Annotated in this window: 1 protein-coding gene (only partly in view); it reads left to right on the top strand. The window is 46.9% G+C overall.

This entire window lies inside a single protein-coding gene on the top strand: locus OL444_RS21985, encoding a non-ribosomal peptide synthase/polyketide synthase (RefSeq protein WP_264729694.1). The 105,360-nt coding sequence extends 44,960 nt beyond the window's left edge and 44,073 nt beyond its right edge, so the window shows coding positions 44,961–61,287, spanning codon 14,987 (partial) through codon 20,429 (complete); the first complete codon in view begins at position 2. Both the start codon and the stop codon lie outside the window.

The following is a 16,327-nucleotide window of genomic DNA, read 5'->3' as shown; positions in this document are numbered from 1 at the left end:
CGGTTACCGGATAGAATTGGGTGAGATTGAAAACAAACTGTCCGCTTATCCCGGTATTCAACAGGCAATAGTACTTGCTAAGGAACAAGTAACCGGGAAGGGCCGGTTCCTGGTGGGGTATTATGTATCCGATACCGTACCGGATGAAAAAGCATTGCGGGAATACCTGCATAGTTGTTTGCCGGAATATATGGTGCCGGCTGTACTCCAACACTTGTATCAGTTGCCGCTGACTATCAATGGTAAACTTGACCGGCATGCCTTACCAGTAACCGAGTTTACGGATGCAGATAATTATCAGGCTCCGGGTAATGACATGGAAGCCTTGATGTGTCAGATTTTCGGAGAGATATTGGGAATAGAAGGGGCAAAGATTGGTATTCATGATGATTTCTTCCGTTTAGGAGGAGATAGTATTATCAGTATTCAGCTGGTCAGCCGTTTAAGACAACGTATAGGGGTACAGGTGAGTGTGAAGGATATTTTCCGTTACCGTACTATCGCTGCACTCTATACAAATGTGGTGACAGCTACCCTGACAGAACAGGTACAAGTGAGTACAGAGCAGGGCGTACTGTCAGGAGAAGCCGGATTATTACCGGTTCAATCCTGGTTCTTTGATCAGGTAGTGAATGGTGACTTGCCGGCTTTCCATCATTGGAACCAGTCTTTCCTGATGAAGGTGCCATTGCTGGATAAGGAATTGCTGGAGCATGCGGTAGTCAGATTATTAAACCATCATGATGGGCTGCGATTGCGCTATAGTCATGACAGAATACAGTATTATGGTGAAGCGGTAACAGTAGCCAATCTTCACTACCTGGATGTGCGTAGCCTGGATGATAAGGAGGCATTATTCTCCTTGCTGACGCAATGGCAAAGTACGTTTGATATTTATGGTGATAAATTATTACAGATCGGTTATGTAACAGGATATGAAGACGGTCAGGCGCGGATATTTTTCGCCGCGCATCACCTGTTGATAGATGCTGTCAGCTGGCGCATTATCACGGAGGACCTGGAGAAAATTTACCGCTATTTATCAGGCGTTACAGATAGATCTACGCTGTCAGCTATATCCGGCGCTACTATCTTAGGTGAAAAAGGCAGTAGTTATCGTCAGTGGGCTGCCTTGCTGGCGTCCTATACAACATTGCCTACCTATCAGGTATCGGAATACACCTACTGGCAACAGGTAATGGCAGGTATAGCAACAGGTAATGCCGCTTTACAGGCATTATATGCTCCACTGGAAGGTAGCCGGTCGCTGTCCCTGGATCGCTATCATACAGACCTGCTGCTGCATCATACCAGCCATGTTTATGGTACACAGATCAATGATCTTTTATTAAGCGCCCTGGGAGTTGCCTTGTCACAGGTGACAGGCCTTGACCGGCATCATATTTTGCTGGAAGGGCATGGCCGGGAGGAGTTGTCTGCCACCATTGATATTAGCCGTACGACGGGCTGGTTTACCAGCATGTACCCGGTGGAAATTATTACCAATGGTAATAACCATGGTGTAAACATTGTAACGGCCAAAGAAACGTTGCGTGGCATACCAGTGAACGGTATTGGTTATGGGGCCTTATTGGGATATGACCAGGCATCATTACCATTGATCAGCTTTAACTACCTGGGCCGGTTTGATAATCAAACGTCCGGCAGTGGCAATAGCTGGAGCATTACTAATGAGTATAGCGGTACTACAACCGGAGCCGGAAACAAGGATGCGCAGCTGATCAACATCAACGGGTTGGTGATCGATGGACAGCTGCAGTTCAGTATAGGTGGTTATGTAACGGAGGAGGTATTAACCAGGCTGGCCGCAGGTTATCAGCACGCCCTGGAAGAAATGATCATTACCTTATCGGCTGCCACCCGCAATTACTTAACGGTGAGCGATATCGGGCATATCATCTCTGCAGATTATCTGGCTGAATTGCAGTCAGCAAGAGAGATCAGTGGATTATATCTGGCCGGCAGTCTGCAGGAAGGATTTATCTACCATGCGTTGAGTCAGGGAGATACAGATGATGCCTATCGGGTACAATTATCCTGGGATTATAATGAGGCAATAGTGGTCTCGTTACTGCAACAGGCATGGATATACGCACAACAGCGTTATCCGGTGTTACGTCAACGTTTTGGATGGGAAGAAGCCCTGGTGCAAATCATCGACAAAACAGGTCAGTTAGACTGGCGTTATACAGATATCAGTGAGCAGGAAGCAGCTGCGCAGGAAGTATACCTGGATGAGTTATCCAATGCGGACCGGTCTGAAGTATTCGATCTGGCAGCAGGTAATCTGTTCCGGATATATATAGTGAAACGCGGTGTTAATAGCTATACCTGTATCTTCAGTAATCATCATGCTATACTGGATGGCTGGAGTACCCCATTGCTCCTGAACTATGTACATGACGTGTATTTACAATTGCTGAAAGGAGAACAGGTGTTGATACAGGAAGATCATAGTTATGCCTTATCTCAGCAATACCTGCAAGGACACCGGGAAGATAACCTTGCTTACTGGCAATCTTATGTGGGAGCGTTCACCGTCCGGGAAGATCTGAGCAGTCTGCTGCGGCCGGAACAGGGTCAGATCAGTTTGTCTGATTACCGGCATGTGTTGCAGCCGAAGGAGCAGTCCCTGGTAATCGGTCATGCGCATTACCTGGCCTTGAAAGCCTTATGTGCTACCCATGGCTTTACACTGAATGCGGTGTTGCAATATTGCTGGCACAAGCAGTTGAGTGTGTATGGCAACAGCAGTACCACCATAGTGGGTATGACGGTCTCCGGCCGTAATCTGCCGATAGACGATATCGAACAATCAGTAGGTTTATACATCAATACACTGCCTGTTATCCTGGAGCATAAGGATATCAGTGTCATTGCTGCGATTAAAGCATTACAGGCCGATATCAATGAAGTGAACAGCCGCAGTGATGTGAGTTTAGGTAAACTGCAGCAGGGTGGGGAACGTTTGTTCAACAGCTTATTTGTCTATGAAAACTATCCTGTTCCTACGGGTAATGGAGAAGGTTTGTCCATTGGCTTCCGGCGTAATATAGAAAAGCTGGATTATCCACTGGGCGTTATGGCAGCAGAGCAGGGGAACGTACTGAGTATCGGGTTAAAATATGCGGGTGAGCTGATCAGTGAAGGGATGGCAGCACAGCTGTTGTCAGGTATGGAGCTGATCATCAGCCAGCTGGTGGCCAATGCAGCGATTACTACAAGGGCACTGGCTTATCTGTCGGCAGACCAACACCAGGATTTGATTTATACCTGGAACGATACGACAAAAACATACGCTGCTGATAAGACGTTGCATCAGCTGTTTGAAGAACAGGTAGCACGCACGCCGGATCACATTGCCGTCGTGTATGAAGGGGTACAGCTGACTTACGCAGTATTGAATACAAAAGCCAACCAGCTGGCAGCTTACCTGCGGGATAGCTACGCGATTGAGCGGAATGAACTGATAGCGCTGTATCTGGATCGTTCTGAATATATGCTGATCGCGATACTGGGTGTGCTGAAATCAGGAGGGGCTTACGTACCAATGGATCCGGGATATCCGGCAGACAGGCTGGCTTATATCCTGTCAGATACGAAAGCGCGTGTAGTCTTAACCAATGAAGTGCATGCTACGTTATTAGCTGATCTGGATAAGGGTGCGGCAATAGTAGGTATAGATAAGGCAGATTGGTGGCATACAACACTGAACCGTTATCCGGATGTCAATACATCTGTTGCTACATCAACAGATCTGGCCTATGTTATCTATACCAGCGGTACCACCGGTATGCCTAAAGGGGTGATGATTGAACATCACAGTGTCATCAACCTGGTGACGGAGATGATCGTCATTCATGAACTGGATCAGCATCCGCGTGTGGGTGTTTATTCCAATTATGTTTTCGATGCATTTGTGAATGAGATTTTCCCGGTATTGAGCCATGGTAATAGTTTATACCTGTATAGCGAAAAACTACGTACCTCCCCGGCCGATTTACGTGCTTATGTCCGGGGAAATAAAATTGGGGTTTCCTTTATACCTCCGGCTATATTGCGGGAAGTACTGGAGGCGCACACAGGCTTGTCATTAATATTTGCCGGAGGCGAAAAACTGCCGGATTTACAGGGGCTGGTATATACCGGAAAACTGCTGAATGAATATGGTCCAACGGAAGCAACAGTAGGTACTACCTTCCATGTCTGCAGGCCAGGTAGCAGTAGCGCCAATATTGGCCGCCCTATTGCGAATGCAACGGTATATATATTGGACCAGTATTTACAACCGGTGCCATTAGGCGCAGTGGGCGAACTGTACATCGGCGGCGCCGGTGTGGCCCGTGGTTATCTGAATCAGGCTACGCTGACGGCAGAACGATTTATTACCAATCCTTTCCGGACAACTGCAGAAAGAGAAACTAACCGTAATGCAAGGCTGTATAAGACAGGTGACCTGGTACGTTACCTGCCGGATGGTAATCTCGTATATGTGGGCCGTAACGATTTCCAGGTGAAGATTCGCGGTTATCGTATAGAAACCGGAGAGATAGAAAGCCGCCTGCTGTCCTACACAGGTATACGTCAGGCAGTAGTGCTGGCAAAAGATTATCCTTCCGGAAATGAAAAATACCTGGTAGGCTATTATGTGGCGGATGAACCATTGCAACAGGAAGTGTTGTTAAGCTACCTGGGGGCTTACCTGCCGGATTACATGGTACCGGTAGCATTGGTGCATTTGCATAGCTTACCATTGACGCGTAATGGTAAACTCGACAGACAGGCATTACCAGATCCGCAGTTGACAGATACAGACCGGTATGAAACACCGCAGAATGCAACCGAAATAAAATTGTGTAAAATTTTCGGAGCTGCACTGGGCCTGCCGGTGGCTACCATTAGTGTGCAGGATGACTTCTTCCGGTTAGGCGGCAACAGTATACTGGCGATTCGCCTGATAAACCGCCTGAATAAGGAATTCAACACTACACTGACTATTGCCGATCTATTCGCTGATAGAACCATCCGGAAACTGGCATTACGCCTATTGTCCGGTGAAAGTGATCAATTACGTATAGTGGCTCCGGTTATCACTGATCCGGAGGAACAATTGCTGTCTTTCGCACAGGAACGCCTGTGGTTCATGGAGAATTATGAAGAAGATAGTTATGCCTATAACATTCCGATCGTACTGAAACTGAAGGACGGTGTCCATACAGAGCGGATCATACAGGCATTACTGGGTATTGTTCACCGGCATGAGGTATTAAGAAGTTTAATAAAAACAAATACAGCGGGTAATGGGTATCAGGAAGTAATAGCTGATAAGGTATATCCGTTACCGGTAGTAAGACAGGATTGCTATGATGAGGCGGAGGTCCGGCAGGCATTGTCAGCTCAGGCTGTTCATGTATTTAAACTGGATACAAACTATCCACTGCAGGTAGCGCTTTATGCATTACATACAATAGGTGAACCCACCCGGTACTATTTGTCTGTAGTACTCCATCACATTGTGTTTGATGAATGGTCTACCGGTATTTTGCTGCAGGAGTTAGCGAATAACTATTATTACTACGAAGCATTGGAAGCCGGTGATTCGGCCAGCGCAAATAGTTATGCCTTACCTGCTTTGCAGATACAGTACAAGGATTTTGCGCTATGGCAAAGAAACCACTTGTCCGGTGTCATGTTCGAACGGCAGTTATCCTACTGGAAAAAGCATTTGTCGGGCTTTGAAACCCTGGCTTTGCCTACAGACCGGCCGCGCCCTGCACAGGTCAGCTATGCCGGTGCAGACCTGGCATTTGTAATAGACGAAGATACCAGTGAAGGACTGAGAGCTGTAGCACGGGAGTTACAGGTGAGTATGTACAGTCTGTTGCTGAGTGGTTATTACCTGTTACTGAGCAGTTATAGTAATCAACGGGATATTGTGGTGGGAACGCCTGTCTCCAACCGGCATTACCGGGAAATAGCCGATCTGATCGGATTTTTTGTAAACACCCTGGCGTTGCGGCAGGAAATAGATCCTGAGCAGTCGTTAGCTGATTTTATAAAGCAGGTTGGAAGTACGGTCATCGCTGCACAGCTGCATCAGGATTTTCCTTTTGAAAAACTGGTGACAGAGTTAGGCGTTGCGAAAGACAATTCCCGTCATCCTGTTTTCCAGGTGATGTTCAGTCTTGCTGATGCTACAGATGCTCCGCCACAAACGATACACCATTTGCTGGAGCCGGCTGATTTGCTACCGGGAAATTTTGATGTGGCCCGTTTTGATATAACGACCACCCTGGATGCCAGTACTACAGCTATTGCTGGCACATTTAACTATGCTACCCACCTTTTTGATTCAAATACTATTAAATCCTATATGAATACGTATAAAATTATCCTGCAACAGTTGTCACAACTGCAGAAGATGACCGCGAAAAATACACCTATAAAGGCATTGCGCTACCTGGGAGAAACCAACTATCAACAATTGGCACAGTCACAGCAGGAATCAGCCACAGATACCTCCGGTACTGTACTGCAGGAACTGGTGGAAGCAGAAGTATTACGAATACCGGAACAAACGGTGCTGGTGTTTGAAGGCCAGGAACTGAACTTCCTGGACCTGGATAAACTGGCAGCACAATTGGCGGACTATCTTGATGAAGATACCATTGAAACCTATATAGATACCTATAAAATTATCCTGCAACAGTTATCCCAGCTGCAGCAGAAACGTGCAAAGGGAACATCGTTGAAGGCATTGCGTAATCTGGAAGAAAATATCTATCAGCAACTGGCACAGCTGCAACAGGAACTGATGGAGGAATTGCAACAGGGACTAACAGCTAAAACCCGGGAGCATACACTGCAGGAATTGTTTGCCGCTCAGGTGTTACGTAATCCGGAACAAACAGCATTGGTATATGAAGACCGGCAGCTGAGCTATCGGGAACTGGATCAACGGTCCGATGAACTGGCGGGTTATCTGCAACAAACCTATGCTATCCGGCCAGATGAGCTGATCGTACTTTGTATGGATCGCTCACCGGAACTGGTAATTGCCGTCCTGGGCGTTTTGAAATCAGGAGCAGCTTATGTGCCGGTGGAAGCCAGTTATCCGGATGACCGTATCCGTTATGTAATCGCGGATACAAAGGCTAAAGTAGTAGTCACTACAGCTGCACACGTTGCCAGAATATCGGCGATGGAGGTACCGGTACTGGCTATTGATGAGGACCGGTTCGATGGATATGAGCCCATCAAACAAAGTGCACCTGCTTCGCTCGCGTATGTTATTTATACAAGTGGTACAACCGGTCGTCCGAAAGGGGTGATGGTAGAACATCAGCAGGTGGTACGGCTGTTTACGGCCACCGATGAATGGTATCAGTTCAATGAGCAGGATGTATGGACCTTATTCCATTCCTATGTATTTGACTTTAGTGTATGGGAGTTATGGGGCGCTTTATTATATGGCGGTAAGCTGGTAATTCCTACCTATGAACAAACCCGTGATCCGCAATTGTTCTATAATCTTTGTGAAACGCAGGGCGTAACTGTGTTGAACCAGACGCCATTTGCATTTTACGAATTTTCCGCTACGGCACTCCGGCAGCCGGATACATTAAGCAAGCTGCGTTATGTGATCTTCGGCGGAGAAGCATTAAATCTTTCCCAGTTACACAGTTGGTATAACCGTTATGCCGATACCGCTCCACAGCTGGTGAATATGTACGGTATTACAGAAACGACGGTGCATGTGACCTACAAGCCGATCCGTGCTACTGAGCTGGATCACGGCTCCCTGATAGGTATACCTATTCCGGATCTGTCGGCCTATGTCCTGAATGAACAATTACAACCGGTACCGGCAGGCGCTGTAGGCGAATTGTATATTGGTGGTGCGGGCGTAACAAGAGGTTATCTGAACCAGCCTGAATTAACGGCAACACGATTTATACCGCATCCTTTCCAGGAAGGTAGCCGTTTGTATCGTACCGGAGATCTGGCGCGTTACCTGCAGGATGGTAGCCTGGAATATATGGGTCGTAATGATTTTCAGGTGAAGATCCGTGGTTATCGTATTGAATTGGGAGAGATAGAAGCACAGTTGTCTGCTTACAGCGGTATACGGCAATCTGTTGTACTTGCCAAAGACAGGGACGCCGACAGTGGTAAATACCTGGTTGCTTATTACGTATCAGATGAAGCGATAGCTGAGGCTGAATTATCGGCTCACCTTAGTGCATCTTTACCGGTATACATGGTACCTGCCGTGTTTATACATGTTACGCATATGCCATTGACCGTTAACGGTAAGCTGGACCGTCGCGCATTGCCGGAACCGGTGTTTGCTGCGGCAGCCGTATATCAGCCGCCGGTAACATCACTGGAGCGGCGCCTGTGCGATATCTACGGCATTGTATTAAACCGGGATGCAGCAAAGATCAGCATTGATGATGATTTCTTTCAGCTGGGGGGAGATAGTATTATTGCTATCCGGCTGGTAAGTAAAATAAATACCAGCCTGAATACCAGGCTGAAAGTAAAGGATGTATTTACACACAGGCGGATAAGAAATATAGCGGAGATATTGCAACAGGAAGATAATGCTATTGTTTATGATGCTTATCAGCCTTTCGAACTCGCCGATAAGCATGCCTATGCAGATCTGTTGAACATAACATCCATCGAAGATATCTATCCTGCAAGCTACCTGCAAAACGGGATGTTGTTTGAATCAGAACAGGAGCATACAGGTGTATACCATGATGTATTCAGTTATCTTATTAATCATACCTATGATCACGACAGACTGGTGGCTATCTGGCAACAGCTGGTGAAGAAACATGAATTACTGAGAGCACAATTCCTGTTGTCTGACAATGGTTATGATTGTATCATTCATAAAGACATCGATCTTGATATCCGGGTAGTAACGCAACAGGAAACGGCTTCGTTGATCAATGCAGAAAGATACTGTGCTTTTGATTTTGCCAAAGCTGGTCTGTTCAGGATAATCATCAATCAGCAGGATGGTATGTTTGACTTTATACTTTCTTTCCATCATGCGATAACGGATGGCTGGAGTATTGCGTCATTGATGAATGAATGGCTGGTTGCGTATACACAGCAACAACCATTAAGTGCACCGGTGCCTTTGCATTATGGCGCATTTGTGGCGGCTGAACAAAAGGTAATCAATGATCCTGCTGTCAGAAATTTCTGGGAGACATACCTGGCAGATGCCACCACTGTACCCCTGGTTAAAAAAACAGATGAGCAATATTCTCCGGAAGGATTATTTGCCGCCCATTGTAATCTGAGTGGAGAGAAAGCTAATGCCCTGACAGCTATTGCCCGGTCATTGCAGGTGAGTGTAGACAGTATATTTATATATGTGTACCTGTATACATTACGCCGCCTCCTCAATCAGGAAGACATTACGATTGGATTGGTCGTGAATAACCGTATGGAAGCAGAAGGAGGCGATCAGTTCTTCGGCTTGTTCCTGAATACAATACCCTATCGTTTCCAGGTCGCGCCAGGTGATGAGTATTATAGCACTGGTATTGGTAAAGTGTTTGCAGAGAAACTGAAATTACATACCTATAAAGCATACCCTTATGCGAAGATTAAATCCCTGGCAGGGCGCGACCTGTATCAGTTTGCCTTTAATTTTGTTCACTTCCACATTATACAGGATAGCATTGATAGTATAGCTGATAACGCCGGATATGAAAAAACAAACATTCCATTTATGCTCAACGTATCACAATACGGAGATAGCGTTTTTAATGTGATGCTTGTGGCACATGATGCCGTATGTGATCAGACTTACCCGGATTATTTCATGCAACAGTTCTCCCATACTATCGATCAGCTGATAGGAGGCGGAGGACCCGGTTTCGGAGGATTGCCACAGGGAGAATTTCAACGCCTGGTACATACCTGGAATGAAACAACCACAGCGCCCGCTGCTGGTAAAACCATCCAGGCATTGTTCGAAGAACAGGTAGCCGCCCATCCGGAACGGGTGGCAGTGGTATACGAAGGTAATCAGCTCACCTATGAAGAACTGAATACCAAAGCCAATCAGCTGGCAGCTTATCTGCAGGCTACTTATGCTGTCCGGCCGGATGATCTGATCGCATTATGCCTGGATCGTTCCGCATATATGCTGGTCGCCATATTGGGTGTGCTGAAGGCAGGAGCTGCTTATGTGCCGCTAGATCCGGGAGTTCCGGAAGAAAGACTGGCATATATGCTGGCAGATACAAAGGCTAAAGTGGTATTGGCAAATGAGCAGTATGTCACCTTGTTGCAGGGATTGAATAACAACGCAGCAACAGATGTGGTGGGTATTGATCATGTTGATTTATGGCATACGGTATTAGCCGGATATCCGACGGGAAATATCACGTCTGCGGCAGTAGCCACAAATCTGATGTATGTTATTTATACCAGTGGTACCACCGGTATGCCTAAAGGGGTGATGGTAGAACACCACACTGTGGTAAATACCTTACAGGCTATCCGGCCGGCCTATGGCGATAGTACATCTGCAAAGATAGCAGCCTATACTTCCTATGTGTTCGATGTATCTGTATCCGAAATATTCAGTGCATTACTGTATGGTAATGAGTTGCATATATTCAGTGATGATGTCCGGAAAGATGTTGCCGCGGTTAGCGATTACCTGTTGTCTAACAGCATTACCTATGTATACCTGCCTCCGGTAATGCTGGCACTGTTGCCACGGATCGATTATCCGGCATTGCAGGCAATAATTTATGCAGGGGAAGCCTGTGATCCGGAAACGGGTAAATACTGGTCGGCTTATACCAGATTATATAATTATTATGGACCAACAGAGGCCAGTATTTATGCCACCGGTAAGCAGATTGAAAAAGGAGACACGCATCTGATTGGACGTCCGTTGGCCAATACGACCGCTTATGTGCTGGATAATTATCTGCAACCCGTATCTGTTGGCGCAGCAGGAGAGTTATACCTGGGCGGTGCAGGTATAGCCCGTGGTTATCTGAACCAGGCTACGCTGACGGCTGAACGATTTATCATGAACCCTTTCCGAACCCCTGCAGAGATAGCCGATAACCGGAATGCGAGATTATATAAAACAGGTGACCTGGTACGTTATCTCGCGGATGGGAATATGGAGTACCTGGGTCGTAACGACTTCCAGGTGAAGATCCGTGGCTACCGTATAGAAACAGGAGAAATAGAAAGCCGCCTGCTGGCCTATGAAGGCATTCGACAGGCAGTCGTACTGGCCAAAGAAGCTGCTTCCGGTCAGGGTAAATACCTGGTGGGTTACTATGTAGCGGATGAACCCCTGTTGCAGGAAACACTGTTGCGTTACCTGGGAACTGCCCTGCCGGACTACATGGTGCCTGCTGCTCTGGTACATGTAACGATGCTGCCATTGACTATTAATGGTAAGCTGGACCGGGCGGCACTACCGGATCCGCAATTTACGGATACCGATCATTATCAGGCGCCGGAGAATGACATAGAAGCCATACTGTGTGATATCTTTGGTCAGATACTGGGTATAGATGGCGCTAAAATTGGTATCCATGATGACTTCTTCCGATTGGGAGGAGATAGTATTATCAGCATTCAGCTGGTAAGCCGTTTAAGACAGCGTACCGGTATTCATATCAGTGTAAAAGATATTTTCCGTCACCGGACGATTGCCGCCTTATATAGTAATGTGATTGCCGTGGCTGCAACACAGCAGGTGCAGGTGAAAACAGAACAGGGTATATTATCCGGAGAAGCAGGTTTGTTACCGGTCCAATCCTGGTTCTTTACACAGGTGGCAGCAGGTCTGCTGGGAGATTATCATCACTGGAACCAGTCTTTCCTGATCAATGTACCCGCACTGGATAAAGCACTGCTGGAACAGGCGATCGTTAAACTATTCAATCATCATGATGCTTTCAGGCTGCGTTACAAGGAGAATGGTGTACAGTACTATCAGCATGCTATCACAGCTGCAGAACTGCGTTACCTGGATATCCGCACGCTTGATAGCGAAGCCGCATTACCAGCGGTATTAACGCAATGGCAAAGTGATTTTAATATTTATGGAGATAAGCTGTTGCAGGTCGGTTATCTGGAAGGGTATGCCGATGGTCGTGCGCGTATCTTTTTTGCCGCACATCACCTGTTGATAGATACGGTAAGCTGGCGTATTGTAACGGAGGATCTGGAGAAGATTTATCATTATTTATCGGGTGTTACAGAAAGGGATACCCTAAAAAATATCGCTGTTGGCGCTATTTTGGGAGAAAAAGGCAGCAGTTATCGTCAGTGGTCTGCATTGATGGCCGCGTACAATACGCTGCCATTATATCAGGCATCAGAATATAATTACTGGTTAGGTGTGCAGGCGGGCGTATCCCGGTCTAATACTGCATTGCAGGCATTGTCTACCGCAGTTGAGGGGTATACCTATTGGTCATTGGATGAGCAATACACAGGATTGCTATTACGTCAGACGAGCCAGGTATACAACACCCGTATCAATGATATCTTATTAAGTGCTTTAGGCGTTGCTTTGTCACAGTTAACAGGGTTGGATCGTCATCATATTATGCTGGAGGGCCATGGCCGGGAAGAATTGTCCGATATAGTTGATATCACACATACCACCGGCTGGTTTACCACTATATATCCGGTAGAAATTGTGACTGCCGGCAGTGATCACCCATCCAATATTGTGGCTGCCAAAGAAATGTTGCGTGCTATACCTGCCAACGGTATCGGCTACGGCGCGTTATTCGGTTATGACCTGTCCTCGTTGCCACGTATCAGCTTTAATTACCTGGGGCAGTTTGACCAGCAGGAAACGTCCGGTGATGGCTGGTATATCAGCAGTGAAAACAGTGGCGTAACGGCTGGTACAGCCAATCGGGATCATCATCTTATCAACATCAATGGATGGGTGATCAATGGACAATTACAATTTGGCATTAATGGATATCTGGAAGATGAAACGTTGAATACGTTTGCGACCAACTATCGGAAAGCCCTGCAGGACATCATCATTTACTTATCAGCGGAGGCGCGTAGCTATTTAACCGGTAGTGATATTGATCATGTTATAGGGGCAGATTACTTGTCCCGGTTGCAGGAAGAAAGAGAGGTCAGCGGCGTCTATCCAGCCAATAGTCTGCAGGAAGGATTTATCTATCATGCCCTGAGCCAGGCTACGGTTGACGATGCTTATCGGGTACAATTATCCTGGAATTATAACCATGCCATAGATCCGTCTTTATTGCAGCAGGCCTGGACGTATACCCAGCAACGTTATCCTGTACTACGGCTGCGTTTTGGATGGGAAGAAACACTGATACAGATCATTGATAAAAAAGGTTATTTAGACTGGCGTTATACAGACGTGAGCGATCTGGATACTGCGGCACAGGAAAATTATCTGGAGCAGTTATCAGCCGCTGATCGGTCTGAAACATTTAATCTGGCAGCCGGCAACCTGTTGCGGATATATATCGTGAAACGCGCTGTGAATCAGTTTACCTGTTTCTTCAGTAATCACCATGCCATCCTGGATGGTTGGAGTATGCCACTGTTGCTCAATCATGTACATGCTGTTTATGCACAGCTGGAGAAAGGGGAGCAGGTAATCATACAGGAAGACAACAGCTATGTATTGGCGCAGCAATATCTGCGTGCACACAGGGGCGAAAATGTGGCGTATTGGCAGGCTTATATAAGCCGGTTAACCGATCGGGAAGATTTAAGTAGTCTGCTGCGGCCGGAAAAACGGCATATCAATCTATCCGATTACCGGCATATCCTGGAACCACAGCAACAATCGGTATTTATCGATGGAACACGGTATGAAACACTGAAAACATTATGTGCTACCTATGGCTTTACATTGAGTGCCGTGTTGCAATACTGCTGGCACAAACAGCTGAGTCTTTATAGTAATAGCAGTACAACTGTGGTGGGGATGACTGTTTCCGGCCGTAATATCCCCGTTGATGATATAGAGCAATCGGTAGGTTTATATATCAATACCTTACCGGTTATCCTGGAACAGGAAGCAACCAGCATACTCGCTGCCATTAAAGGATTACAGGCGGATATCAATGAAGTGAACGGCCGCAGTGACGTAAGCCTGGGTAAACTGCAGCAAGGGGGCGATCGTCTCTTTAACAGCCTGTTTGTATTTGAAAGCTACCCTGTTCCTACTGGTAGCGGAGAAGGGATGTCTATTGAATTCCTGAATAGTATAGAAAAACTGGATTACCCGTTAGGGGTAGTTGTGGTAGAGCAAAACGGTGTAATGGTCACCTTAAAGTATGCGGGTGAGTTGATCAGTGAAGCAATGGCAGCACAGTTGTTGTCTGGCATAGATTTACTGTTGACACAGCTGGCAGGTAATAGCGATCTGACTACTACCGGACTTTCTTTCCTGACTGATCGGGAACACCAGCAGATCATCTATAACTGGAATGACACTACGAAACCATATCCTGCGGATAAAGCGCTGCATGAATTATTTGAATCCCATGTAGCAGTTACACCGGATCAGGTGGCAGTAGTTTATGGAGATGTTCGGCTGACTTATGGAGAACTGAATGCCCGTGCCAACCAGCTGGCGGGCTACCTGCGGGAGGTATATGTCATTCAGCCAGAGGAGTTGATAGGCCTCTACCTGGATCGTTCCCTTGAGATGCTCATTGCCATATTGGGCGTATTAAAAGCCGGCGGTGCCTATGTGCCAATAGATACGGCTTATCCGGATGAACGCATCCGTTATATGCTGGCTGATACCCACACCAAAATTGTATTAACCAATGAGGTATATACAGATAAGTTGGCAGCTATCACAGCAGAGATGCCTGTAGCGGTGTTGTATGTTGATAGTGCCGCCTTTTCCGCCATCCTGGATACTTATGCGGTTACTGACCTGGTAAGTAGCTCCGGTGGTAATAACCTGGCCTATGTGATGTACACGAGTGGTACAACCGGTATGCCTAAAGGCGTGATGGTAGAACAACGGAGTGTGAGCCGGTTGGTGCAAAACGTGGAATATGTATCTTTTGATGCGACTGATAGAATACTGGGTATTTCTAACTATGCCTTTGACGGCTCTGTGTTTGATATTTTTGGTGCTTTGCTGAATGGCGCAACGTTGGTCATCGCCGATAAGGAAGTGTTCCTGGATCTGAAACAGTTGGAAAGTGTGATGGTCAGCCATCAGGTCTCTATCTGTTTTATTACGACGGCTTTGTTCCAGACATTGGTAGATGAGCAGTTGTCTTGTCTGCATGAGTTGAAATATCTGGCAACCGGAGGTGAGCAGATGTCTTACCGGCATGTGCAAAGGCTGATGGACAGGAAGGGCCGGGTGAAACTGCTTAACGTTTACGGCCCAACGGAGACGACTACTTTTGCGACAGCCTATCCTTGCCTCGATTATACGACGTTGGTTTCAGGTATTGTCCCAATTGGCCGTCCGATAGAGAATACCACTTTATATGTACTGGATCGTCATCATCGCCCGGTACCCGTAGGTGCAACAGGAGAGCTGTATATCGGAGGCGCAGGCGTAGCCCGTGGTTACCTGAACCGGCCGGCATTAACGGAAGAACGCTTTATTGCTAATCCATTCCGGACTGCAGCAGAACAAGCTACCGATAGTAACGCACGGCTCTATAAAACCGGTGACCTGGTACGTTATCTCGCAGATGGTAATATAGAATACGTCAGTCGTAATGACTTTCAGGTAAAACTGCGGGGTTATCGGATTGAACTGGGCGAAATAGAAAGCCGGTTAACTGCCTATGCAGGCATTAAACAGGCCGCGGTATTGATGAAAGATGCACTCTCCGGAGAAGGCAGATACCTGGTGGGATATTATGTAGCGGATACTGTACAGAATGAACAATTGTTGCTGGATTACCTGGGGACTGCAATGCCTGATTATATGGTGCCGTCAGTACTGGTACATCTCCATCAGTTCCCACTGACGCTCAATGGTAAGCTGGATCGCCGGGCATTGCCTGATCCACATTTTACGGATACAGACAGTTACCAGGCACCGGAAAATAGTACGGAAGCGATCATGTGTGACATCTTCGGTCAGATCCTGGGTATAGATGGTGGCAAGATTGGTATTCATGATGACTTCTTCCGGTTGGGAGGAGATAGCATCATCAGTATCCAGCTGGTAAGCCGGTTAAGGCAACAGGCGGGCATTCAGGTGAGTGTGAAAGATATTTTCCGTCACCGGACGATTGCGGCACTT

This window comes from Chitinophaga nivalis (genome assembly GCF_025989125.1).
GTDB lineage: Bacteria > Bacteroidota > Bacteroidia > Chitinophagales > Chitinophagaceae > Chitinophaga > Chitinophaga nivalis.
The sequence above is the reverse complement of the archived record's forward strand: the minus strand, read 5'-3'. Positions and strand labels throughout refer to the sequence as shown.